This window comes from Natronoarchaeum sp. GCM10025703, from assembly GCF_042661985.1.
In the GTDB taxonomy this organism is placed as follows: Archaea; Halobacteriota; Halobacteria; order Halobacteriales; family Natronoarchaeaceae; genus Natranaeroarchaeum.
In genome coordinates this window covers 1,856,643-1,880,629 of sequence record NZ_JBHSZF010000001.1, presented here as the reverse complement: position 1 = coordinate 1,880,629, position 23,987 = coordinate 1,856,643, and the positions used below count along the sequence as shown (strand labels likewise).

Here is a 23,987-nt window from a genome sequence, read left to right as displayed (position 1 = left end):
ATGGCCTCGGAGGGTGCGTCTCGGCGGGCAACCGGTCTGACACGGCGCGGCTACCAGTGGGTCCGCGAACGCTCGCTCCCCATCGCGGCTCTGGTTGCCGGTATGGTCCTGCTCGTGGTGTTTTACTTCCCGGTCGCAGTCGTCTTCCTCGAAGGGGTCGTCGTCGACGGGCTACCGTCGCTCGCGCCGCTCCGGGAGGTGCTAACGGATCCGTTCTACGTCGGCGTCCTCGCCGACGTGTTCGCGCGACCGACCGCGACCGGCGAGCATCTCGACTCGCTGCTCCGGTGGGCGGCTACTGGCTTCGCTCGCCCCTCGCTCGGACTGATCGGGTTTACTGCGTATCAGGCGGTGCTGTCGACGGTCGCGAGCGTCGCCATCGGTCTCCCCGGCGCGTACATCCTGGCCCGGTACGAGTTTCGGGGCCGCCGCCTGCTACGATCACTGACGATCCTTCCGTTCGTCCTTCCGGGGATCATGGTCGCAATCGGCTTTTTCGCCATGTTCAGTACGAACGGCCCGCTCAACGCCCTGCTCGGCGTCTTCGGTGTCGCCCCAGTGGAGATGCTGTTCACGCTGGAGATCATCGTACTCGCTCACGCGTTTTACAATGCGCCGCTGGTTGCCCGTCTCGCGACTGCCGCCTGGGAGGGTGTCGACGCACGAACGGTAGAGACCGCCAGGAGTCTGGGTGCCAGTCGACGACGCGCGTTTTTCGACGTACTCGCGCCCCAGTTAGCGCCCGCCGTTCTCGCCGGGACGGTGTTGACGTTCGTCTTCACTTTTCGGACCTTTCCGATCGTGCTGGCACTGGGGGACTCGAAATGGCGACCATCGAGGTGTGGATTTTCAGTCGGATCCAGCAACTGGACCTGACGACGGCAGCGGCGCTCGCAATCGTCGAAACCGTGATTTCGATCGGCGTGCTGGCGCTGTATCTCCGATTCGAGTCTCGCCAGTACGGCGCGGGACAGGCACCGACGCAGATCGACCGGGAACCTCTCTTGCCCTCCTTTCGGGCACTCTTTCGCCCAAGCAGAGTGGCGATCAGCGTCTACGGCGTCTTCGTCGCGGTGCTGTTCATCGGCCCGATGGTCAGCATGATCGCCGAGAGCCTCACAGGGCCGAACGGGCTAACGCTCTCTCACTACGCGTTCCTGTTCGACCGCCAGTCCGGCGGGACCGCGTTCCAGATCAAACCCTGGCCGGCCGTTCGAAACTCGTTGCTGTTCGCGGGGGCGACGCTGGCAATCGCCCTGCCGACCGGCATCGTCGTGGCGGTGCGCCGGGTCCGGGGGACCGTGGCGGCGTCCTGCTCGACGTGCTGGCGACGGCGCCGCTGGCGGTCAGCGGCATCGTGCTCGGGATCGGACTGCTCCGTGGACTCGTGTTTGGGCTTCCGCTCCCCGGTGGCTGGCGACTGCAGGTCACTGGTGGCGTCGCTATCGTCGCCGCTCACGCCGCCGCCACCTATCCGTTCGTGGTGCGCAACGTCGCGCCGGCTATCGGTCGGGTCGACCTGTCGCTGGTCGAGTCTGCACGGGCGCTGGGCGCGTCACGAGTCCGGGCGATGGTCGACGTCGAACTCCCGCTTGCTGTCGCCGGTATCGTCGCCGGCGCGGCGTTTGCGGTTGCGATCAGTATCGGAGAGTTCAACTCGACCGTGATCCTCGCCGAAGGTGGGGACTACTACACGATGCCCGTCGCAGTCGAACGGTATCTCGGCGACCGGACGCTCGGCCCCGCGACCGCAATGGGGACGGTACTCCTGGCCGTGACGAGCGCCAGTTTCGTTGTGATCGACCGCGTCGGCGGCGGGCGAGGTGACCGCCTGTGAGCGAACTCGAACTGGTAGATATCACCAGGAGCTACGGCGACACGACCGCGCTCGACGATGTCTCGTTCAGGGTCGAGGACGGCGAGTTCTTCACGCTCGTCGGCCCATCCGGTTGTGGCAAGACGACCACCCTGCGGACGGTTGCTGGCTTCGAGTCACCTGACGCTGGCACGGTTCGGATCGACGGGGAGTCCGTCACTGGAGCGCCACCCGAAGAGCGAGATATCGGCGTCGTCTTCCAGAACTACGCGCTCTTCCCGCACATGACCGTCGCGGAGAACGTCGCCTACGGCCTGCGGTTTCGTGACCCGCCGGGCGACGTCTCGCGCGAGGAGCGCGTCACCGAACTGCTCTCGCTGGTCGACCTCGACGGGTTCGAGGAACGGGATCCGGACGAACTCTCGGGCGGTCAGCAACAACGGATCGCCCTGGCCCGCGCGCTGGCACCAGGGCCCGAACTCCTGTTGCTCGACGAACCGATGAGCGCACTCGATGCTCGCCTTCGCAAGACTCTCCGCCGACAGCTACAGACGATCCAGTCCGAACTCGGCGTGACGACGCTGTACGTCACCCACGATCAGGACGAGGCCCTGGCGATCAGCGATCGGCTGGCAGTGATCAACGGCGGCCGGATCGAACAGATCGGGTCGCCACGGGACGTCTACCGCCGGCCGGATACCCGGTTCGTCGCGACGTTTCTCGGCGAGAACAACGTCTTCGAGGGGCCGGTCACCGATGCGCGGGCTTCCGATGGCGAGTACTCCCTGCTGTCGGTATCGGACACGACGCTCCGGATTCCACGCGTCGACGCCGACCGGGCACTGGTGTGTGTCCGGCCGGAGGCGCTCACTGTGGGCGGTGGGGTGAACGAACTTCGCGCGGATGTCGGCGAAAGCGAGTTCCTCGGTGGTGCGGTGCGGATCCACCTGCGGTGGAACGGCCGGGATCTGGTTGCGCTCGACGACCGGACGCCGGAGCATGGATCGGCCGTCGTTAGCTTCGACCCGAGCGATGTCCAGGTCATCTCGACGGATGCTGGCAGGCAGCGGAGGATCCACCGTCTCGATAGATCCCTACTTGATCCGGCGTCGACGGAGAGCGACGACTGCCAGCTTCGGTTGTTATCAGTTATCAGGCACCACGCCGGTAAATTACTACAAGGCATTAATCGAAAGAGGAAATATTAAAGCCCGTCATTACGTTCTATCGAACGATGACAGAACTCGTAGCCACGTCCCCCGGTCTGTATCCGCTTCCAGACTGGGCAAAGGACGAGCTCGGAGACCTGAAAGGCCACCAGAAACACGACCTCATCAGCGGTGACGAGGGCGAAGAGATCGTCGACGTGTACGAACGCGCACGCGAAGAAGTCGTCGACGTACAGGAGTCGGCCGGTCTCGACCGCGTCGTCGAGGGGCAACTCCGCTGGGACGACATGCTCGCGCACCCGCTTGCGGTTCACGACAACGTCGACACGCAGGGAATCGTCCGATACTACGACAATAACAACTTCTATCGCGACCCGGTCGTCCAGGGCGACCTCGACTTCGACGGCGACATCGCCGCCGAGCTGGACACGACCGCAGAGCTAACCGACGCGCCACTGCAGGCTGTCCTGCCGGGTCCGTACTCGCTTGCCGACCTCGCTACTGACGAGCACTACGGCGACGACGCCGCCTTCCTCGACGCAATCGCCGAGTTCCTCGCCGACGAGGCCGACGCCTTCCCGGACGTCGAGACGCTGTTCCTGCTCGAACCGTCGCTGACCGAGAACGCGCCCGACGAGGGCGAAGACGAGCGAGCCAGCGAGGCTATCGACACTGTCGCGAGCGCTCTCGACGCCGAGGTCGTCGTCAACACCTACTGGGACGCACTCGACGAGAAGGTGCACGCACACCTGCTCGACGCCGACATCGACGCCGTCGGCTACGACTTCGTCTCCAACACCGAGGACAACCTCTACAATATCAACGAGTACGGCACGAAAGACGACATCGCGCTCGGCCTCGTCGACGGGCAGAACACGCTCGTCGAGGACCCCGAGACGATCCGCGAACGCGTAGAGTGGGTCGAGAACCAGACGCCCAGTGCCGATTTCGACCGGGCGTATCTGACGACCAACACCGAGCTGTTCTATCTACCAGTCAACAAGTTCGAGGCGAAACTCGAAGCGCTTGCGGCCGCCGCGGCCACGGAGGTGGAAGCATGACTAACGAGAACAAAGATCAGTTCAAACCCGAGAACCATCCGAACGACCACTTCATCATGACGACCGTCGTCGGTAGCTACCCGAAGCCCAAGTGGCTCAACCGGATGAGCGACCTCTACGAGGAGGGCGAAGTCGACGAGGAAGACCTGCAGGAGGCCGAGGACGACGCCGCCCGCCTGATTACGGACGAGCACGAACGCGCCGGCCTCGACGTCGTCGTCGACGGCGAGATGCGCCGCAACGAGATGGTAGAGTTCTTCGCCGACCGGATCGAGGGCTACGAGTTCAACGGTCCCGTCAAGGTCTGGGGGCACAACACCTTCGACAAGCCAAGCGTCGCCAGCGAAGTCGAGTACGACGAGTCCTGGCTGGTCGACGAGTACGAGTTCACCGCGAGCGTCACCGACAAGCCGGTGAAGGTGCCGATCACCGGTCCCTACACCCTCGCCTCGTGGTCGTTCAACGAGGCCTACGAGGACGAGGAGGCCCTCGCCTTCGATCTGGCCGAACTCGTCAACGAGGAGATCGAAAAGCTCGTCGACGCCGGTGCGCGCTACATCCAGATCGACGAGCCAGCGCTCGCAACGACGCCCGACGACCACCAGATCGTCGGCGAGTGTCTCGAACGCATCGTCGAGGACATCCCCCAGGACGTCCGGATCGGCCTACACGTCTGTTACGGCGACTACTTCCGGATCTACCCCGACATCCTCGAGTTCCCCGTCGACGAGTTCGACCTCGAACTCGCGAACGGCGACTACGAGCAACTCGATGTGTTCAAAGACCCCGGATTCACGAAGGATCTCGCGCTCGGCGTCTCCGACGTTCACGTCGCGGAAGTCGAGTCCGTCGAGGAGATCAAAGAGAACATCAAAAAGGGTCTGGAGGTCGTCCCGCCGGAGCGACTCGTCGTCAGCCCCGACTGCGGCGTCAAACTCCTCCCGCGAGACGTCGCCTACGGCAAAATGGAGAATATGGTGAAAGCGGCCCGCGAAGTCGAGGAAGAACTCGACGCAGGCGAAATCGAGGTCGACGCGCCGGCGGCCAGCGCCGACGACTGATCGGTCTCGCTCCTTTTAACTCCCGTTGCTGTCGCCGCTTTCGACGCCCATCGCATCGAACAGTTTGCTCTTCACCGCCTCTTCGGTCAACTGCAGGAGTGTATCGCGGTTGTCATCGTTGGTCTCGATACCCGTGAAGATCCCCAGCGGAATCTCCGCGCTGGCCTGTGTCGAGTGGCCCGCGGCCTCGCCGATTTCGCCGTAGGCGTCCTGCAGAACCTTCCCGATGTTCATCCGGATATCCTTCGAGCGGGCCGCCAGGTAGATCTTGTCGTCGGCCAGTCCGAACACGCCCGTCGTCGTGATCCCTTCCAGATTCAGGAGATGCTGGGCCGCCTGTGCGAGCGCTTCGCGGTCGCGGATGAAGCCGGCGTTCGAGACCAGATGGCTCCCCTGCACTTCGCGGTTCGTGATCGCTTCGGCGAGTACGTCCAGCGTTTCGGGCGACATCGACGGCGACTCGACCTGTTCGAGCGTCTCGTGGTTGGCGAAGGGGTAGAGATACGCCGCCGCGGTGAGATCGGCCGGGTTCGTATCGCGTTTGAAGTCCAGGGTTTCGGCACGGATGCCGTACAGCAGTGCCGTTGCGACTTCCTCGCCGACGTTCATGTCGAACTCCTGGATGTACTTCGTCAGGATCGTTGACGTCGAGGACATGTTCGGCCGGATGTCCGCGAAACCGGGGTTGTACTCTGCGTCCGACTCGTAGTGGTCGATGACGACGTCCGGGTTCCACTCGGCCTCGGACTCGGCGGCCTTGGCGTGATCGACCAGCGCGATGGTGTCGTAGTCGATTTCGGGATCGGCCTCGTGCCAGTCGTTGAGTTCGATACCGAGCAGATTGACGAACGCGCGGTTCTCCTGATGGCCGATATCGCCGAGATAGAAGATATCCGCGTCGACGCCGAGATGCTCCGCAATCGCCTGCAGCGCCGTTGCACTGGCGATCGAATCGGGGTCTGGGTTGTCGTGCGTGATCACGGCCATGTGATCTTTCGTGTTCGAGATCACGTCGCCGAGCTGGCGGGCCTTGTACTCCAGTTCACCGGATTCCAGGGACCGCAGGGCGAAGTCGGCGATGACGGACGAGGGGTTGATCACCACGTCGGCACCCATCTCGTCCAGTTCGTCGGCGGAGACCGGATCGCTCGCCCGGGCAACTGTGAACTGGTCGCCGTTCTGTGCCCGGATATGCTCGACTGCGGCCTTGTTCGCCTCGACGTCCGAGGAGAGGATCAGCACAACCTCGCGATCCGCGATAGTGTCTGCCACCTCCTCGTCCCTGATGTCGGCGGTCTGTGCGTTCAGATCCTGATCTCGCAGCGCCTCGACACGTCCCTCGTCCTTGTCGATGATCAGGACGTCTTTGTCCTGTTCGACCAACTCCTCTGCTACCACGTGCCCGACGCTCCCACACCCGAGAATTGCGTAGTTCGCCATCGAAGATATCGTGACCCCAGCGCTCATGTGAGCAAAGCGTTGCGGGGGCGATACTTAACTATCCCGAAGACTGGAACAGCAGTATTTACCGCCCATTCACGGTCTGAGAGGTCAGATTCCGGTCACACCGTGAACAGGTGTCCGTCCGTTGGGACGTCGAACAGCCCTACTCGCGCACCGGCGTCAAGCCAGGCATGGCCGTACGAAAAGGCCGCAAGCGCGTTCACCCGGTCGTCGTCGTCGCGGAAATGGCGACCGTCCTCCAGATACGATTCGGCCATCTCCAGACACTCCGCGGCAGCCTCACCCATCGGCGTGTCCGCTGGCGGTGCGACCTCGGCGGCGTCTAGCGCCTCCGTGAGCAGTCTCTCGTACCGGTCGGTCTTCTCGTCGAGATCGGCAGGCATACTCGCCTGATCGGCCGAGTCGGGTGTAACTCTGTCGGAGGAAGTTCCTTCGACGCGACGTTTTCGTCACCCGTAGCCTGACGCTTTCGTCACCCGTAGCGTGACGCCTTTCCGCCCGCAGTTACGTACTGCTCGGGAGGTCTAACGAGCCGTCTATGCACGGTGACGACCAGACAGCGCAAGCTAAATACCGATTCAGACACCTAATAGAGTATATGAGTGACCAGTCGAGTTCGGACGACGAGATAGTCGAGCACAGGAAATTGATCATCGCTGGCACGGGAATCGCGGGCCTGACCGCGGCCATCTATGCCGGCCGGTCGAACAACGAACCGCTGGTGATCGAGGGCGACGAACCGGGGGTCAGCTAACCCTGACGACCGACGTCGCGAACTATCCTGGCTTCCCCGACGGCATCGGCGGGCCGGACCTGATCAACCGGATGAAAGAGCAGGCCACGCAGTTCGGGGCGGAGACGGAACACGGCATCGTCGAGAACGTGGACGACTCGGAGCGCCCCTTCCGCGTCGAGTTGCGCAACGGCGACGTCTACACGGCCGACGCCGTCATCGCCGCCAGTGGTGCGAGCGCCCGGACGCTCGGTATCCCCGGCGAGGACGAGTTGATGGGCTACGGTCTCTCTACCTGTGCGACCTGCGATGGCGCATTCTTCCGCGACGAGGACATGATCGTCGTCGGCGGTGGCGACGCCGCGATGGAGGAGGCAACGTTTCTAACGAAGTTTGCCGATACGGTCTTCATCGTCCACCGCCGCGAGGAGTTCCGCGCGGAGGATTACTGGATCGACCGCGTCGAGGAGAAAGTCGAGGCGGGCGAGATAGAGATCATCCGCAACACCGAGGTGACCGAACTCCACGGCACGCCGGAGGACGGCGTCGAATCGGTGACGATGGTTACGAACCCCGAGGGCCACCCGACCGACAAACTTGACGACCCCGAGACCGAGGAGTACGAGACGGAAATCGGCGCCGTGTTCTACGCTATCGGTCACACGCCGAACACCGAGTATCTCGAAGGCACCGACGCCGTGATGGACGAAGCAGGCTATCTCCAGACCAAGGGCGGCTTCGACGGCGGCCAGACGGCGACGGACGTTCCCGGCATCTTCGGGGCGGGCGACGTCGTTGACTACCACTACCAGCAGGCGATCACCGCCGGCGGGATGGGCTGTAAGGCGGCTATCGACGCCGACGAATATCTCGAAGCACACGAGACCGAGAGCGCGAAAGAGCAGGCCGTCGCGGACGACTGACGCTGCGACCGGACTGGTAGCTTTCGCGGGACTGCATCGTGTTCTGTCGGCCGACTTCCGAGGAGGGCGTTCGATTTTGCCCGGCACACTGTCACGAATCAACAAAGCCGCTCTTTTACGTTTACGAGACCAAGCGGGGGTATGGCAAGCGAAACTGTTTCGATCACGGTCGAAGCCGACGACGAATCCGCTGACGAGTTCGAGGTCCCCCCGCACTGCTGGAACTGCTTTCCGAGGGCGAAGAGCCGGCAGCGACGGTCGTCTCCGACATGGCGATGATCAGCCTCGCACAGCGTATCCACGGCGCCGTCCACCACGCAGAGGCCGAACCGAGCGAGGAGGTTCAGGCAATCGAAGAACAGACGATGGACCTCTTCGAGGATCGCTTCGGCGCGACGTTCGGCGAACTGACCGGTCACGACCACTAATCGCCGGAGACGCGTTCGGACCCCTTTTTGCGACGCTCGTCCGTAGTCGCTACTGTCCGCCGCCCGACGAGCCACTGGAACCGTCCGAATGCTCCGTATCCTCGTAGACGACCGTCACGTTCAGTCGCTCGCCGGTCTCCGCTTCGATAGCCGTCTGGAGGTCGTCGGCTGCCCGCGCTGTTGGCTGTTTACGTGCACGACGACGCCACTCTGGCTCTGTGAGAGCAGTCGCGGCTGGTAATCGAACTCGACGGCAAGCACGTTACCATCGACCGAGGATTCGATCTCTGTCTGGACGGTCGTCTCGAAGACGGCGTTGTCTCGCGCGTCGAGCGAGCTAACCGCCAGAAAGGACGTGAGAATCAGAATGACCAGGACGAATGCGGCGAACCGCCGGATCGTGTCGCGTCTGGCCTGGCGCTCCTCGAACCAGTGGGTCGGCCGGTAGCGTTTGCTCCAGATCGTCACGATTCCCGCGGCGTTGATCGAGAGCACGTTGACAAGCACGAGAACGCCGGCCCCGCCAGCGACGACCGGATCAGCGTACGCGATACCGAGACCGACGCTCGCGGCAGGCGGCATCAACGCGACGGCGATCATGACGCCCACGAGCGCCTCGTCCGCGCCCGAGGTCAGCGAGAGCGCACCCGCGACCCCGGCACCGAGTGCGACCGCAAGTGCGAGCAAGCCCGGATGGACCCGCTCTGCCACCTGCTGGATCAACAGCAGATCGAGTTCCGACACGAGCAGGAGGCGGTACGAGAACGCAAACAGCGTCGCACTGAGCACGGCGACGAAGATGCCGAGCGTCTGTGAGCGGATCCCCTCCCAGAACAGTTCGTCGTCGTTGATCACCGTCCCGACGCAAGAGGCCATCGCGGGCCCGATCAGGGGTGCGATCACCATCGACCCGACGACAATCGCCGCACTGTCTTCGAGCAACCCTGCTGTGGCGACGACTGCGCTTACCACGGTGAAGATAATGTAGTTGGTGGTGGAGCGAGAGAGATTGTGTGCCTTCGTCGAGAGTTCCTCCCGTGAGATCCGCTCGTCGTCCGATTCGTCGTCCTCGTTCTGTTCCTCGAACTGCTCGGAGACGATGGTCTCGACGTCGGTAACGAGCATATACCCCTCCCGCTCGACGCCGATATCGCGTAGTTCGTCGAGGATCCCTTCGACGTCGTCCGCTTCCGTCGGGATGTAGAGGATATCGCTGTACCCCTGCTCCGACGTCTCGCTGGTCATCGCGTAATCGACTTCGGCCTCCTCGATGACCTCGATGACGACCTCGCGCTTGCCCTCCGGGACGAGCGTCTGGATCAGTCGCATTGAAGGCACTCTCTGTTTGGTATCACGTGGTAGACCCCGTTTCCGAGAACGGTTCGGGCGGATCCCGAATAACTGTTCGGTTCACTGTTTGCCGGTCGCATCCCATCGGAGCAACACGCCGCCGTCGAGTCGTTCGACGTCAGCGAGTCGGAGCGAGGGGAACTGCTCGACGAATCCCTCACCGTCGGCGAGCGTCGGCGCATCGCGGCCGCCGATAACTGTCGGACCGACGAATACGGACAGTTCGTCGACGAGGTCGGCGGCAAACAGCGAGTAGATTAGTTCCCCGCCTCCCTCGATCATCAGGCGCTCTATCTCGGCCGCTTCGAGTGCGTCGAGGGCCGCAGTCAGGTCGGTCTGTGTTTCGCCCGCAGTGACGACCTTCGCCCCTCGATCCGCCAGCGTCTCGATCCTATCCGCCGGTGCGGCCTCGCTCACGAGGAGGTAGGTCGTCGCAGTGTCGTCGAGGATCCGTGCGTCCGCTGGCGTGCGAGCGCGCGAATCAGCGACGACCCGTACGGGCCCGTTCGCCGCGTCGTCGCCTAGCAGATCCGTCTCGTCGACGGTGAGGCTCGGATCGTCCGCGAGTACCGTTCCGACGCCCACCATGACGGCGTCGCTCTCCGCGCGCAGTCGGTCGACACGGTCGAAGTCGTCCGCGCCGCTGATACGGATCTGCTCGCGTCGTCGCGAGGAGAGTTTCCCGTCCGCGCTCATTGCGGCGTTGACGACGACGTGCATGGGTATTGATTACGTACGCCGGAGAAAACGCTTTTCGGTCGTGTCGTCTCGCTCTGGAAATACGGAGCGACTGGACGCCACAGGGCTATCGAGGGCCGATACGGCCGATCCGGGGGAGGTGTGACTGCGGTAAGTTCGTCCTACCGCGCGTACAGCGAATACGCGATAATTACGAAGCCGACTAACACGAGGAGGCTCTCGATGAGGACGCCGAGAGCCAGCGGGACGTTCAGCACGTCTGTGGCGACGCCCGCGAGGAAAGATCCTAATGTAATCGTCCCAAACCCGAGGGCGAGCGCTCCTAATGCCGTGTTCTGGGTCCGTCGGTACGCCTTGAATGCGTAGTAGGTGATGACGGTCCCGAGGATCAGTATCAGTGTCTTTACGATCGCGAGTGCTGTCGTAACTTCCGCTGCAGTTTCGGCGTGTGGGCTCATAGTTCCTTACTGACCTCCGACCACATGTCCGCAAGTCGTTCGTCCGGCGTCCGTGCAGGGCGGGAGACCTCGTACTCGAACTCTCGGTCCTCGTTCAGTGCGAGCGTAACCTCCTCGAACGCGACATCATATCGCGTCGTGTGATGTCCGTCGCTCCGAACCTCGGTCAGTTCTTCGAGCAACGTCGCGTTGGAGAGGGTATCGAGCTTTCGGTAGATCGTCGACTGTGGAATGTCACAGTGATCCGATAGCTCTCCGGCCGTCATAGGCTCGTCGAGTTTTCGGATGATCGTCCGACAGTCGGGATCCTCCAGGGCTCCGAGTAGATCCTGCACGTCGGGTCGCTCTTCCTCCGCGAACGGATCCCGTACCATTCTACCGTAGATGGAGGATACATTCATATAAATCGACTGTTGTCGATTTCTGTTTCAGTGGAGTTTGCCTCGCGTTCTCAGTTGTGTGTAGCCGTGTAGTCTCACCACACAAGTGATTCTCAGATCCTGAAAATCACTCACCCGGTATATGACGGCTGGCTTCTAACACCCAGTATATGACCGGAGGTGTGCGCGCCCAAGTCGAAGTATCGTCGCCGGAGGACTGTCCCGTTGCAGGCGCCTCGTCGGAAACGAACACGCGTATCGACCGTGTTGATCGTGCGAGCGCGGATGTGGATGGGACTGTCGGCGAAGAGTTCGTCGTCTCTGCGACCGCCGAAGGGGAGATAGACGCCTCGGAGATCACGTCCGACGGTACCCGATCCGTCTACCGCTTCGACCGTGATCGGGCCGATCCGTGTGCTTGCGACCTTGTCGAAATGTCTGGGCCACCGGTTGCGGACGTCCGGGCTCAGGACGGGTCGCTGTTTATCACATTCCGCGCACAGGATGTCAGTAACGTCCGATCGGTGATCGAACAACTCAGGGAAAGCTACGACGGCGTCCGACTCCAGACCCTCTCGAAGTTCGATCCGGCCGAAGGCGAGGATATCGTCCCGGTCGATCGGAGTCGGCTCACGGACAAACAGCGGGACGTGCTCGAACGCGCGCACGAACTCGGCTACTTCGAGTATCCCAAGGGTGCGAACGCCGGCGAAGTCGCAGATGATCTGGATATCGCCCGTTCGACGTTCTCGGAGCATCTCTCGGCCGCACAGACGAAACTGCTCGAAGCCGTCCTCGATTCGCCGACGCGGTAAGTCACGCCTCGATTCGGTACTTTTTGTGAGAGTCGTTCAGTCTCGAACAGCCTGGTCTCCCTCTCAGCGCTGGGCCCCGAGCGAGAAACCCACCTCGTGCGCCGCCGGCGGCCTGCACCATTCCGTGGGCGAAGGCGGTTTCCGCGCTTCCGCTTTCGTGGTTGTACCACTCGTTGGACCCTCCCAGATTATATATGGGAGTGATACTTATCACCGGGAATGAGTTCTCAGTTCCGAGGATGGGGGCGAGACAACCGCATATATGGGTAGTGATGACCAGCCCCCTGCCTCGGGGAATCCATCCTCGAAGGTTGAACAAGAAACCAAGACGGAAGGTCCGTCTACGAAGGTGGAACAAACAGCCAAGAGTCTGTTATCCGAACGATATTCGACCCTCGTCAGCCGGTTTGTCGAGTTCGTTGAGCTAGCCGCCGCAACGGTGTTCGCGATACTCTTCGCAATCGGCGTCATCGACCTGACGCTCCAGATCATCACGGCAATACGGAACGGGAGCATCACCGATCCACTGATCGTTATTGGCTTCATCGACACTGGACTGCTGTTGCTGATTATCGTCGAGGTGTATCAGACGGTCCTCGCGTACGTCGAAGAAACCAACACCCGGCTGATCGTGCGCCTCGTAATCTACACTGGCGTTATCGCGATGGTGCGAAAGGTGATCATTTTCCGGACTGGCGAGTACCCAAGCGTCCAGGATGCGCTCTACGCCGCCGGTGCGTACGCGATCATTATCTTCGCGCTGGTAGCGCTGCTGTTTGCCGAGCGCGTCTACGGCGGCGACGGTACTGCCATTGGCGAGTGATACTGGTGGCTACACGAACGAAACCCCACGTCGAGAACCGTTAGAGATGACGGGAACGGTCGCGGATAGCGATCCTCGCGTGGTCACGAACCCAAACAGCGACCGCTCCTGTTGGCTGGTCGTACTCTACTCGGATCCTCACACGTTCTCATTCGAGGCGCTCGGTGTATTCGTAATCCTCCGGTCCCGCTCCCGGTCGCTCCCCGTCTAGTTCGATTTGCCACCCGTCTAACACGGTCGGATCGTCAAGCGCGTTCGTGAGTTTGGTTCTCACGTCGAGAAGGTAGACCCCGTAGTAGTCGTTCGGGACGCCCTGGAGATACTGTAAAGCCGTCTCGAAGAGACTCCGCATTCCGTCGTCGTTCTCGAAGTCGAAGTGCTTGTACGCGCCTGCCGCGACTTGTACCATCCCATGAGCGAAGGCGCTTTCGGTGGTTCCGCTCCCGTAGTTGTACCACTCCGATTCAAAACAATCATGCGATTCGTGGAAGGCGTCGCCGTTGTATAGACGGACACCGTGAATCACCGCCCGGCGAAGGGTTGCGTGTTCCCATTCCCCGGTTTCGGGATTCCACCCGGTCGGGTTCCCTGCAACCGGTGGGCCTACCGTGGGGTCCCGCGTGTGATCGTTCATATACCTACATCTGCGGTCCAGTCACGTGGGTCTGTCGCCCGGGACAAAAACGCTTATCGCGCGTGCCAGAATGCATACAGTATGCCTCTCTCTCACCGCCTTTTCCTCCCTCTGGCTTCGGATCTCGCGCTTTCAGTCATCTCACAGGCCAGGGAGTTGGCTATCGAGAACGTCCCGATCCGTGTCTGGGAAGTACTGGGTGCCCTCTTCACCCTGGTGCTCGGTTGGTACGTATCGAAGTTCGTCGTCCGATCGGTCGGCCGGGCGATTGCCCGTCAGTTCCAGCGACCCAGCATCACGCAGACGGTACTGGGCGGGATCCGTGCCACCGTCCTCCTGATTTTTGTGTTTATCGCGGCGCGGATCCTCCGTCTGGATACCGGTGACGTCCTGGTGTCCGGCGCGGTGTTCGGCGCAGTGCTCGGTGTGATCCTCGCCCCCATCGTCGCCTCGGTCATCAGCGGCCTGTTCGTGCTGGCCGATCGACCGTTCGAGATCGGCGACATGATCGAACTCGTCGACGAGGGGCAGAAGGGTTTTGTCGACGACATCACGCTCCGGTACACAAAGCTGTTCACCTTCAACAACACCTTCATCGTCATCCCTAATTCGACGATTCGCGACCGGGACGTGATCAACTACTCCGCGGAAGACGAGCGGACGCGTCGGTCCCTGGAGCTACAGGTAACCTACGAGAGCGACATCGAAGAGGCTCGCAGGGTCACGGAACGTGCCGCTCGTCGCGTCGACGAGGTGATCAGTGGAGGGCCGGATATCCGGATCGGGAGCACTCGGTTCGCGGCGGCGCCGACCTGCTTTTTCGAGGAGTACGGGGATAACGGAATCGTGCTGTTGCTCAGATACTGGGTGGAAGAGCCGTACAAGCTGCAGGTCGTCGAATCCGAAGTGAAATCGAACGTCTGGAACGCACTCACCGAGGCCGACGTCGAGATAGCCTACCCGCACACACATCTCGTCTTCGACGAGACGAGCGGGCAGGCACAGGTGTCGTACTCGCAGCGGTCAGGACAGTCTCCAGCCGAGGGTTCCACAAGCCCGGACGGCGGACCGGACATGGAGTCCGCAGACCGGGCAACCGACCGCGACGCTGGTGCCGATCGGTCGGGGAAGTGAGCGATAGGGACCGGGCATCCGAAAGGGAACTACTGGGTCGGTGCCCCGACGGTGACGAGTTCACAGTCCAGCCGTTCGCGCAGATAGCTCTCGATGTCCGGATCCGAAACGAGCTTTCGGATCATCTGTCGCCATCGCCCTTCCTGTTTGTGGCCGATCACGACGACGTCCGCGTCCTCGTTCGCGATCTCTTCCAGGATCGTCTCCTCCACGAGAAATCCCTTCCGGACGATGTATCGCGCGTTCGGGAGTTTGCCGAACTCGTCCTCGACGGAGCGTTTCAACTCCGCTCGCGTGACGTCGTGGCTGCTCTGGTAGAGATCGACGTGGAGGATCGACAGGTCGGCATCCCGCTCGTCGGCCAGTTCGATCGCCTGTCCGAGCGTCTGTCTGGAGTGTTTGCTGAGTGGGTACCGGACTGGGACGACCACATTACTCATCGTATAGGTCAAGTACAGCAACGGGCCTAAACCTTCTCACTCTTCGCCACCTGCCATGTTCGGAGGTGCCGCTTGTCCCGTGTCGGCGCGGTCGTGCCACCGGATTCGCCCTTCCATCGAGGGCTGGATGCCGACCTCGCCGGCGTACTCTACGAGCACGTCGTACTGGACCGGCCCCTCGCTGACGACGTGGGCCTCGGTGAGCGTCGGGAACTCCTCGTCGGTCACCGCAAGGTACGACGATGTCGCCAGGGTGTACGTCCCCTCCGGGTCGACCGGATTTCCGTTTACCGAGGCCTCGACGAGTCTATCATCAGCGCGGTGCCAGACGATCTCGGCGCCGCTGACGTGTGCGTGCCACCAGTCCGGATCACCGATATCGAGCCGTTGGCCACTGGCTTCGCGGCAGATGTCGAGCAGTTCCGCGCCGTTCAGTTCCGCCACGACGGTCGCCTCCTCGAAGGGAACGATACCGATCAGGTCGGCGACAGTTACGTTTCCTGATAACGGTTCGCCGTCCCGGATGCCGCCGCCGTTCTGGAGTCCGATATCCGCCCCAGTCGACCAGCGATAGGCGTCGGCGACGAAGTTCCCGATTCGGCTCTCACCGCGGAGTGTCGTCGCCTCCGTGCGTTCTATCGGGCGGTCGACGGTCGCAACGGTCGATTCGAGTCCAGCACGCTGTTTTCGCTCGCGGAGCGCCGCTGCTACCCCTCGTCGACGGGAGCGTCCTCGACCGTGTGTCGGTTCACCGACGCCGTGCCGTCGTCGTCGAGCACGACCTCGTACAGCGCGCCGCCACCCGCTGGTGGCCGGGTTAGCACCGTCCCGTCGATTCGTTCGATCCGCTCGCTGTGTACGTGGCCGCCGAGGATCACGTCGACGTCACACTGGCGAGCGATCTGTTCGTCGTCGGCGAGGTGGGCGAGCACGACGGTTACGTCCACGCCACGGTCGTCCATTACCTCTATGGCGTCCTCGACAGCGGCGACCGGATCAGTGACTGTGAGAGTCGATGCTGGCGGTGTGATCGATGGCGTTGTGGGGGTTGTGACGCCGATGATCCCGACGTGGTAGTCGCCGCGCTTGACGACGGTCCAGGGCTCGACACCGACCTCTTCGCCGAAGCAGTGACCGTCGAGTTCGACGTTAGCGCTCACCCAGGTCTGCGGGGATTCCGCGATGATCTCCCGGAGCGCATCGTAGCCGTGGTCGAAGTCGTGGTTGCCGGGCGTATCGACGATGGGCGTGACCGCTTCGAAGAAATCGAGCGATTGCTTGCCGTCCTCGCTCAGTGCGAGGACGCCGGGTGCGGTGTTATCCCCGGTTCCGGCGACGAGCGTCGCGCCGTCACGGAGCGATTCGATTCGCCCCGCCAGCCGAGCGATACGGCCGGGATCATCGAAGGCGTTTTCCAGATCAGAGTAGTGGAGGAGCCGCAACGACATACCGAAAAAAGAGTCGGCGAGCCCGTATATACTGCTCGGCTGACAGGCGACTGTCGCGGGGCGTGTCGAATCACCTTTGACCCTCTCTCCCCAGTACTGTCGTATGAGAACGCATACGACGGACGATGGGGTGACGGTGTTCGTCGCCGAAGACGAGGGCGACCGCGGTTCGAAGGCACCGTTCTATGTCGCCTACGGCACATCAGGTCGTGAAGAGAAGTACGGCTGGTTCTGCGCCCACTGTGAGACGGTCGACAACGCCATGGACGCGATGGGACGCATACAATGTAACCAGTGTGGCAACTTCCGGAAGCCGACGGAGTGGGACGCCGCCCACGAGTAGCCCGAGATCCCCCTTGCCAGTAGGTTTATGATGATTGGCGTGCTAGCTAAACTCGAATGGGAACCGTTAACAACCCACTCGCCAGTGAAGCGAGGTCAATCTTCGCAGAGCTCGGGTACACAGTCTCGGAAAGTGGCAGCGAGTTCACGGCCGAACGAGGGTGGAAAGCCGTGGAGGTCACACCGATGCCCGAACCGACGTCGCCGCCGACGTCCGGATCTCTACGCTGCTTCGTAACATATCAACACAGCGTCAGAGACGTTCGTCGCCGGATCCGGCGTGCGAATCCCGAGTACGACTGGGCCATCATCACCGTCGAGGACGACGACTACGAGGTCGTCCGCGCACCACCGGCCGCAGAAGCGGCCTGAACCGCACTACGCTCTTTTTCAGCCCCCAAGCCCCGGTTATTCGAGCGCCAAGCTTCGCGGCCCATAGTCAGACTGATGAGAAAACTGTAAGTCGGGGACCACTCTACCTTCATTAGATGGGTCCCCCTCCACCACCTATCGTCGAGAGCTGCTGGCCGCAACGGGAGCGGCTACACTGGCTTCGACAGCCGGTTGTATGGGTATGCTCGACGTGTTTGACGGTTCTGACCCCAACCAGTTGTCGCTCGACGTTATGACCCTCCCTGCCGATGACGACGCTGTCGGCGTCCAGATTGCCCGCCAACTCGCTGATAATCTAAATTATGCGGGTATCGACGCGACGCTCGACCCTCAGGACGACGAACAAGCCCTCCGTACGCTGTTGATCGACCACGATTTCGACATCTTCGTGGGCCGACATCCATTGATCGACGACCCGGACGAACTTCGGGCCCTGTTGCATACGCGATTCACCGAAGAACCCGGCTGGCAGAACCCATACGGCATCACGAGTCCGATTATCGACGACCTGCTCGAACGGCAACGCCGGAGTCTGGGAGCCGAGCGAGCCGATACGGTCGAGGACCTGCAGCGCCGGTTGATCGAACTACAGCCGTTTTCCACCATCGGATTTCCGTCCCGACTGACGGCCACGCGACGGGACCTCTCGACCGAGTCGATACCGAACGGACTGGCGACGAGACACGCGTATCTCAACCTCGAACGGGCAAACCCTGACCGCGACAGCCTCCGTGTGAGCCTGCTCCGATCGAACGCCACGACGAACTGGAACCCACTCGTTCCGGAAAACGAGACCGGCAACGCGATCCTCGACCTGATCTACGAACCGCTCTTCGAGCGGATCGACGGCGACTTGACGCCATGGCTGGCCGAGGACGTTACGTGGGCCGACTCCGGCACCAGTGTCACCGCTACCATCCAGTTACGTCCGACCCTCCAGTGGCACGACGACACGCCGTTGACGACCGCGGATATCTCGTTCACGTACGAGTTCCTGCAGGATACGACTCTCAGCGATTCCGAAGATCCAGTGCCCGCTATGCGCTTTCGCGGTCGTAGCTCGCTCGTCGACGACGTCGACACGCACTCGAACACCGAAGTCGTTCTGGAGTTCCAGGATACGAGTGTCGAAGTCGCACGCCGTGCGTTGACGGTGCCGATTCTCCCGATGCACAGGTGGGAAGATCGCACGGAACGGATACGAACGTATCAGTCTGAAGCTCTTGAGATCGACAACGAAGAGCCGATCGGGAGCGGTCCGTTCGTCTTCGAGGAGGCAACGGACGAACAGGGATTAACGCTGACGCGCAACGCCGATCACTTCCTGTTCGATATCGAGGATCCGGACGAGACGCTGGAGCCACTGATCGCCGAATCGACGTTCGAGGAAGTCGATTTCGAGGTGGCTGCGAACGCGGGCGTCGCGTTCGACGCCATCGACAGCGGCGAACGAGATATTACCGCGGCCTCGATACCGGTACTGGACACGGATGCTCTCGAAGAGGAGTTCGAGGAACTCGAGGTGCTCCTCGGTGAAGGGACCGAGTTCTTCCTGATCGGGTTCAACACTCGTCGACATCCGCTTGGAAACCACCGCTTCAGACGGGTCGTCAGCCGTCTCGTCGACCGGGAATATATCGCCGAGGAAGTTGCAAACGGATACGCGATACCGTCGAACACGCCGCTTCAGCGGACCAAATATCTCACCGAGGAGTTCGAGTGGACGGGCGAGAGCATGCTCGGCCCGTTCCCGGGCGAGGATGGACAGGCTGACCCACAACTGGCCAGATCGCTGTTTCGCGACGCGGGGTTCCGGTACGACGGGGAAGGAGACCTGCTAACCCAGCAGTAACCGGCCATTCTCCTGCCCGCCGCACCTGGCCGCTCGACTGACTCACACGTTCTACCGAGCGTGGTCCGCGACGATCCGCGGGCGCATTTTAAGTGACCTCGGCAAAAATACACGTACGAGGTACGTTATCATGGTATTCAAAAAGATCACGATGATCGGCACGAGTCAGGACAGTTTCGAGGATGCGGCTGACAACGCAGTCGACCGGGCCGAACAGACGCTGAAAACATTCACTGGGTGGAAGTCGACAATCTCGGCGTCGAGGTCGCGTCCGTGGAGGGCCGCGAGTATCAGGCAGAGGTCGACATCGCGTTCGAACTCGAAGACTGATCAGGTTCGGAACGACTCACCACAGCCACACTCGCTGACCACGTTGGGGTTCTCGACGTGGAACCCTTCCGCCTGCAACCCGCTCTCGTAGTCGACGACGCTGCCTTCGATGTAGTTCTGACTAGCCGGATCCACGAATACGCGCAAGCCGTTGTGCTCGGTGATCGTGTCGTCGTCGTCCGGTTCGTCGTCGAAGCGCATCCCGTACGAAAGGCCAGCGCACCCGCCCTGCTGGACGAACAGTCGAAGTCCCGCCACCCCGTTGTCAAGCCCCTCCGATTCGAGGAGCGACAGAGCCTCTTCCGCGGCGGCCTCTGTCACCCTGACGGTTCCCGAACCGTCGTCGTTCGATGCCGTTTCAGTACTCATAGGGGTTCATAACACGGGTACGCAGATAATACTGACGCTGTACACTGGAGTTCACAGGATGGATCATCCATCGACGCTCGTTCTCTGGCGTTTTTTTGTCGACCGTCTCAGTACGTTTGAAAGAGCGTGAGATGTTACGGACGCGACGCTGAGAAGCGGCACGCTCACCGATGTCGACGCCAGAATACCATCGCTATGGCGAGTGCAGCGATCGCAGCAGCATACGTAAATCCGCCTGATTGCCCGCTGTCTCCGGGTCCTTCCCCACCGTTTTCAGACGGGGGTTTCGGGTCGATAATCGTCACTTCGGCCGTCCTATCACCGGCCTCGATCGTGTGCGTACCGTCCCCTGCCCACCGCATCGTCGCTGCCACATCGGCTTCTTCGCCCGGTTCGAGCGTGGTCGTTGCTTCCTCAACGACCTCGCCGTCAACCCTGAATGGAACGGTGAACGTGCTCTCGGCGTTACCATCGTTCAGGACGGTTGCACTGGCCTCGAACTCCTCGTTACTGTCTACCTCGTTCGGTGCGCTCAGTTCGGACACCGCAAACGAAGAACACGTCCCGGGGAGAATCGTTATCTGCTGGAAGTCGAGAGCGGTCCGTTCGATGTTGTCTCCGGTATCCGAGAGGGCCTGCCACTCGGTAATATCGCCCTGATACACCCGAAAGTCAGCGTCGTCGTTGAACGCTGGATCGACCGTTATCTCGAAATCGTCTTCGAGTCCCCCTGGAACACCCCGCCGTCGGTCCGGTTCTCAGTCCATGCCCACGTGATTCGACTCGACGTCGCAGCGTGGTCGAACTCGTCGAACTGTCCCTCGTAGTTATCGTCCTCGATGACCCACGCTCCCTCCTCGGGAAGACCGTCTATCTCCATCGTGAGAGCGCCGCCCGCAGAATCACCGTTGAGATGACCGTTGACGAGGACGAGGCTGGTCCCTTCTGCCCCCTCGTAGAGAAAGAGGATGCTGGTGTTGTCCTGTTGAAACTGGGTCGTTCCGAAGGAACTGTAGGTGTAACTGCTCTGTTGGGTGTACGGCGTTCGATAGTCGTAGAACTCCTCGACCGATTCGGATCCGTCTCCGAACGACGTAATCGTCGTACACTCGCCGCCCTGGATGACGGAGTAGTTCTGCGGGGTATCGTCGTCCTGTTGCTGTAGACTGATCCCCCCGCGACGGGAGCGACTGTGAGAGACAGTATTGCGGCCAGTGCGATGCATATCCCAAGATATGTGGATAGTCCAGTTTTATCTATAATCATTATTCCTTTTAGGTCCGATTAGCGAACTTTCGTATAAAAGGAACTCATAGATCCGTTTTGTAATGGATCTCATACTGTTACGCAACCTTCGATAGGAATGTAGATACACTATGCCAATTTTGGGCATCTGATTACATCTAATAGAACGAAGACGGTCTGAGGATCCGGCTTCAATCTCGGTTCGGATTGAGGAGGACCTAGACGGCTATACCGTCTGTCGATATCTAAGATTTCCACCGATATTACGTGCTACGCGGGATCACCACAGCATTGCGATGGTCGCATCCTATTCAGTGTGGCGTTGCTCGAGAGTTCCAACGACGAAACAAGCTACTTGCATATAGAAACTACTTTTTAATAATCAACATGCGATATCGACACTTGTAGACCGTAATTCAACAGTAAAGAAGGCTCTCTCGTAACGCCGATCCCAAGGTGATCGCTTACAAGTTACTAAACCGGAACTGGGCGCAAACGCTGGACGGTATAACGGTCGTCGGTGCCACTCAAAATTCAAAACCACGTCGCTAGTCTGTCGTTGGCAAGGACGCCAAATATTACAACCTACATCTCCTGGGACTACTTATTTTACAAACCGAATATTCCTCTGAAAGAGTGGTTCTGAGTCGGATATGCCCGATTTGGGCCCTCTATACGGAATACTATGTGAGCAACAGTAATCGAATAAGATGTATAACAAAGTTAGGCATGGAGCTATTTCAATTTGAATGACGAGCACCAGTCTGCTTCGAGTTTCTACTTGCAAATTTTACAAAGTGTATGAATATCCTGTGCCCCGGACACCATCTCTATAATACAGAATGGCTCTCTCATCCAAGCTATTACGGGGAATGAAGGCATCACTCATTGCGCGAGTAATCCACATTGTAGCCAACGGGATATTGATTATTCTCCTCGCGAACTACCTGTTGGAGCCGGGCGGGTACGGAAGGCTATTTCTCGCTATCGCAATCATCAATCTTGCCCAACTATTCGCGGATTTAGGGATAGCCCGATCGGCAGCACGGTACGTTACCGAATATAAAGAATCGGATCCATCTCAGATAACGAATATTTTAAAAATGTCGCTAAAATATCGTCTGGTTTTAATTGGAATTGTTTGTATTGCAATAATTGCAGGTCGAGGCATGATCGCAGAACTGCTAAATGACCAGAAACTAGAATTACTGCTCTTGATCGGCACTGGATTTATTACATTTAAATCTCTCCAACAGTTCAGTTCTGCTATTTTTCAGGGCTTCAATGCGGTTGAGTACAGCGCTATAATAAAGACTATTAGCAGTGTGAGCAAGGTGCTCTTTGTTGTCGTTTTTGTGACTTTCGGTTGGAAAGTAGTTGGAGCATTGCTCGGATATGTCCTAAGTGCAGGTGTCACTGCAGCAGTTGGGCTGACCATTCTTTACGTCCGGTTCTATCGGAATTTCGACATGGATGCTGCTTGTGAGAACGGACTTGGGAAACGAATCGTCGAGTATAGCATTCCACTGACAGCGACTCGCAGTGCGAATGTCATTGATGGACGAGTAGATATTATTTTGGTTGGCTACTTCTTGAACCCTGTCGCAGTAGGATTCTATACTCTGGGGAAACAGATTACCGAATTTATCCGTGCCCCCGCAGGATCCATTGGTTTTGCTGTCTCACCGACGTACGGCGAACAGAAAGCCAACAACAGTCTCGATCAGGCTGCGAGGGTCTACGAGTTAACGCTTCAGTACGTACTGCTACTGTACATTCCTGCTTCAGTTGGGTTGATGGCAGTTGCGAAACCGATGATCCTCCTTATTTTTGGCAGGGCGTATCTTGGCGCAGTTCCAGTTATACAAATACTCAGCGTTTTCCTCTTGTTCCAAGCAGTGACTGGCGTAACCACACAGGGCATTGATTATCTTGGGCGCGCACGATACCGTGCTGTTGCGAAAGGAACTACTTCTATCGCAAATTTCGGACTGAACATCATACTTATACCGACCATAGGTGTCGTCGGAGCAGCAGGTGCAACCGTTATTACATACGGCATCTACACTATCTTGAACGTATATATAATGTACATCGAATTGCCACTTAGAATTGGGTATTTGACGAAAATGGTCGGCGGAACTACAATTATTTCAGCAATAATGGGTGGCGCTGTTGTCCTCCTCCTTCCATACGTCTCTGGCTATCTATCATTAGGAGCAATCATTTTATTTGGCGTCCTGATATGGGCGGGGTTGGCCTCTGTCAGTGGTTTACTTGACATACAAGAAGCTATTACATATCTGAGCCGCTCTTCATAATCATTATAATTATTTATGAATGATACTATCCTTTCTTTACTCACATATAAGAAATGTTATAATATGGTGTATTTATGAGTCTATGATATCACAAAAACATTGGCGTTGTTATTCAAAAAAATCTATTCTGTATCTCATGATCCGAAACTATATTTCACATTCCAATATGGCTAAAAACACGGATTCAAAAGCTGTTCATATTACCTATGAATATCTATATAAACGAGGCGTAATCAAACCCGTTGCCCTCATATAGAGCGTTATCCGTACCGGTCCGTCGACGTCACCGGATCATCGAC

At 59.8% G+C, this 23,987-nt stretch carries 25 protein-coding genes and 3 pseudogenes; 15 read left to right on the top strand and 13 right to left on the bottom strand.

Going from position 1 to position 23,987, the window contains the following annotated elements; all coding sequences use genetic code 11:
• From ACFQH2_RS10520 to ACFQH2_RS10505, 4 genes and pseudogenes are all read left to right on the top strand, one after another.
• Positions 1-1,837, top strand: a pseudogene (locus ACFQH2_RS10520) (ABC transporter permease).
• A complete protein-coding gene (locus ACFQH2_RS10515) occupies positions 1,834-3,024 on the top strand; it encodes an ABC transporter ATP-binding protein (RefSeq protein ID WP_377076720.1) in 1,191 nt (396 codons plus the stop codon). Before ACFQH2_RS10520 ends, ACFQH2_RS10515 begins: the two are co-directional and overlap by 4 nt.
• Positions 3,025-3,050: 26 nt before the next feature.
• Positions 3,051-4,046, top strand: coding sequence for a 5-methyltetrahydropteroyltriglutamate--homocysteine methyltransferase (locus ACFQH2_RS10510; protein WP_377053395.1), 996 nt, complete (start codon positions 3,051-3,053; stop codon positions 4,044-4,046).
• Positions 4,043-5,107, top strand: coding sequence for a methionine synthase (locus ACFQH2_RS10505; protein ID WP_377053393.1), 1,065 nt, complete (start codon positions 4,043-4,045; stop codon positions 5,105-5,107). The genes ACFQH2_RS10510 and ACFQH2_RS10505 overlap by 4 nt, the downstream gene beginning before the upstream one ends.
• Positions 5,108-5,122: 15 nt before the next feature.
• Here the strand turns inward: ACFQH2_RS10505 and ACFQH2_RS10500 are convergent, their stop codons facing one another.
• On the bottom strand, positions 5,123-6,574 hold the full coding sequence (locus tag ACFQH2_RS10500; protein ID WP_377053391.1) for a DHH family phosphoesterase: 1,452 nt from the start codon (positions 6,572-6,574) through the stop codon (positions 5,123-5,125).
• Positions 6,575-6,669: 95 nt separating this feature from the next.
• Positions 6,670-6,954: a DUF357 domain-containing protein gene (locus ACFQH2_RS10495; protein WP_377053389.1), complete on the bottom strand. Its 285-nt coding sequence runs from the start codon at positions 6,952-6,954 to the stop codon at positions 6,670-6,672.
• A 215-nt stretch (positions 6,955-7,169) separates the two neighbouring features.
• Here ACFQH2_RS10495 and ACFQH2_RS10490 point away from each other — a divergent pair.
• The 3 genes and pseudogenes from ACFQH2_RS10490 (at position 7,170) to ACFQH2_RS10480 (ending at position 8,655) form a co-directional block, all read left to right on the top strand.
• Positions 7,170-8,227, top strand: a pseudogene (locus ACFQH2_RS10490) (NAD(P)/FAD-dependent oxidoreductase).
• 141 nt (positions 8,228-8,368) lie between these two features.
• Positions 8,369-8,506 (top strand): hypothetical protein, encoded by a 138-nt coding sequence (locus tag ACFQH2_RS10485; protein ID WP_377076719.1) that lies wholly within the window; start codon positions 8,369-8,371, stop codon positions 8,504-8,506.
• Positions 8,497-8,655 (top strand): DUF7545 family protein, encoded by a 159-nt coding sequence (locus tag ACFQH2_RS10480; RefSeq protein ID WP_377076718.1) that lies wholly within the window; start codon positions 8,497-8,499, stop codon positions 8,653-8,655. The genes ACFQH2_RS10485 and ACFQH2_RS10480 overlap by 10 nt, the downstream gene beginning before the upstream one ends.
• A gap of 120 nt (positions 8,656-8,775) precedes the next feature.
• On the opposite strand, the gene ACFQH2_RS10475 is transcribed toward ACFQH2_RS10480, so the two are convergent.
• The 4 genes from ACFQH2_RS10475 to ACFQH2_RS10460 all read right to left on the bottom strand — a co-directional run bounded on the left by ACFQH2_RS10475 (position 8,776) and on the right by ACFQH2_RS10460 (position 11,536).
• The gene (locus ACFQH2_RS10475; RefSeq protein ID WP_377076717.1) at positions 8,776-9,984 is read right to left on the bottom strand and encodes a TIGR00341 family protein; all 1,209 of its coding nucleotides are present in this window, start codon (positions 9,982-9,984) and stop codon (positions 8,776-8,778) included.
• A gap of 81 nt (positions 9,985-10,065) precedes the next feature.
• Complete coding sequence (locus ACFQH2_RS10470) at positions 10,066-10,725, bottom strand: 2,5-diamino-6-(ribosylamino)-4(3H)-pyrimidinone 5'-phosphate reductase (protein WP_377053381.1); 660 nt, start codon at positions 10,723-10,725, stop codon at positions 10,066-10,068.
• A 140-nt stretch (positions 10,726-10,865) separates the two neighbouring features.
• Complete coding sequence (locus ACFQH2_RS10465; protein WP_377053379.1) at positions 10,866-11,162, bottom strand: DUF7521 family protein; 297 nt, start codon at positions 11,160-11,162, stop codon at positions 10,866-10,868.
• Entirely contained in the window at positions 11,159-11,536 is a 378-nt protein-coding gene (locus ACFQH2_RS10460; RefSeq protein ID WP_377053377.1) for a helix-turn-helix domain-containing protein, read from the bottom strand. The genes ACFQH2_RS10465 and ACFQH2_RS10460 overlap by 4 nt, the downstream gene beginning before the upstream one ends.
• Positions 11,537-11,724: 188 nt before the next feature.
• On the opposite strand from ACFQH2_RS10460, the gene ACFQH2_RS10455 reads away from it, so the two are divergent.
• Together ACFQH2_RS10455 and ACFQH2_RS10450 are read left to right on the top strand one after the other, a co-directional pair.
• Positions 11,725-12,357 (top strand): helix-turn-helix domain-containing protein, encoded by a 633-nt coding sequence (locus tag ACFQH2_RS10455; protein ID WP_377053375.1) that lies wholly within the window; start codon positions 11,725-11,727, stop codon positions 12,355-12,357.
• A gap of 262 nt (positions 12,358-12,619) precedes the next feature.
• On the top strand, positions 12,620-13,180 hold the full coding sequence (locus ACFQH2_RS10450; protein ID WP_377053373.1) for a phosphate-starvation-inducible PsiE family protein: 561 nt from the start codon (positions 12,620-12,622) through the stop codon (positions 13,178-13,180).
• 148 nt (positions 13,181-13,328) lie between these two features.
• Here ACFQH2_RS10450 and ACFQH2_RS10445 read toward each other — a convergent pair whose 3' ends face one another.
• Entirely contained in the window at positions 13,329-13,814 is a 486-nt protein-coding gene (locus ACFQH2_RS10445) for a DUF309 domain-containing protein (RefSeq protein ID WP_377053371.1), read from the bottom strand.
• 81 nt (positions 13,815-13,895) lie between these two features.
• Between ACFQH2_RS10445 and ACFQH2_RS10440 the strand changes: the two genes are divergently transcribed.
• Entirely contained in the window at positions 13,896-14,948 is a 1,053-nt protein-coding gene (locus ACFQH2_RS10440) for a mechanosensitive ion channel family protein (protein ID WP_377053369.1), read from the top strand.
• A gap of 29 nt (positions 14,949-14,977) precedes the next feature.
• Here ACFQH2_RS10440 and ACFQH2_RS10435 read toward each other — a convergent pair whose 3' ends face one another.
• The 3 genes from ACFQH2_RS10435 to ACFQH2_RS10425 form a co-directional block, all read right to left on the bottom strand.
• Positions 14,978-15,388, bottom strand: coding sequence for a universal stress protein (locus tag ACFQH2_RS10435; protein ID WP_377053367.1), 411 nt, complete (start codon positions 15,386-15,388; stop codon positions 14,978-14,980).
• 36 nt (positions 15,389-15,424) lie between these two features.
• On the bottom strand, positions 15,425-15,985 hold the full coding sequence (locus tag ACFQH2_RS10430) for a 5'-nucleotidase C-terminal domain-containing protein (RefSeq protein WP_377076988.1): 561 nt from the start codon (positions 15,983-15,985) through the stop codon (positions 15,425-15,427).
• Between the two features lie 110 nt (positions 15,986-16,095).
• On the bottom strand, positions 16,096-16,836 hold the full coding sequence (locus ACFQH2_RS10425; RefSeq protein WP_377076716.1) for a metallophosphatase: 741 nt from the start codon (positions 16,834-16,836) through the stop codon (positions 16,096-16,098).
• A gap of 103 nt (positions 16,837-16,939) precedes the next feature.
• On the opposite strand from ACFQH2_RS10425, the gene ACFQH2_RS10420 reads away from it, so the two are divergent.
• The 4 genes and pseudogenes from ACFQH2_RS10420 to ACFQH2_RS10405 all read left to right on the top strand — a co-directional run bounded on the left by ACFQH2_RS10420 (position 16,940) and on the right by ACFQH2_RS10405 (position 19,753).
• A complete protein-coding gene (locus ACFQH2_RS10420) occupies positions 16,940-17,179 on the top strand; it encodes a DUF5816 domain-containing protein (protein ID WP_377053363.1) in 240 nt (79 codons plus the stop codon).
• A 56-nt stretch (positions 17,180-17,235) separates the two neighbouring features.
• Positions 17,236-17,550 carry a DUF7116 family protein gene (locus ACFQH2_RS10415; RefSeq protein ID WP_377053361.1) on the top strand — a complete coding sequence of 105 codons (315 nt, stop codon included), beginning with the start codon at positions 17,236-17,238 and terminating at the stop codon, positions 17,548-17,550.
• Between the two features lie 253 nt (positions 17,551-17,803).
• Positions 17,804-19,423 carry an ABC transporter substrate-binding protein gene (locus ACFQH2_RS10410; RefSeq protein WP_377076715.1) on the top strand — a complete coding sequence of 540 codons (1,620 nt, stop codon included), beginning with the start codon at positions 17,804-17,806 and terminating at the stop codon, positions 19,421-19,423.
• Positions 19,424-19,553: 130 nt separating this feature from the next.
• Positions 19,554-19,753: pseudogene (locus tag ACFQH2_RS10405) on the top strand (dodecin).
• Here the strand turns inward: ACFQH2_RS10405 and ACFQH2_RS10400 are convergent.
• The 3 genes from ACFQH2_RS10400 to ACFQH2_RS10390 all read right to left on the bottom strand — a co-directional run bounded on the left by ACFQH2_RS10400 (position 19,754) and on the right by ACFQH2_RS10390 (position 21,347).
• Complete coding sequence (locus tag ACFQH2_RS10400) at positions 19,754-20,122, bottom strand: HesB/IscA family protein (protein WP_377053355.1); 369 nt, start codon at positions 20,120-20,122, stop codon at positions 19,754-19,756.
• Between the two features lie 164 nt (positions 20,123-20,286).
• Entirely contained in the window at positions 20,287-20,787 is a 501-nt protein-coding gene (locus tag ACFQH2_RS10395) for a CARDB domain-containing protein (RefSeq protein WP_377076714.1), read from the bottom strand.
• 38 nt (positions 20,788-20,825) lie between these two features.
• Complete coding sequence (locus ACFQH2_RS10390; protein WP_377076713.1) at positions 20,826-21,347, bottom strand: hypothetical protein; 522 nt, start codon at positions 21,345-21,347, stop codon at positions 20,826-20,828.
• 892 nt (positions 21,348-22,239) lie between these two features.
• Here ACFQH2_RS10390 and ACFQH2_RS10385 point away from each other — a divergent pair.
• A complete protein-coding gene (locus tag ACFQH2_RS10385) occupies positions 22,240-23,688 on the top strand; it encodes a flippase (RefSeq protein WP_377053351.1) in 1,449 nt (482 codons plus the stop codon).
• Positions 23,689-23,987 lie beyond the last annotated feature (299 nt).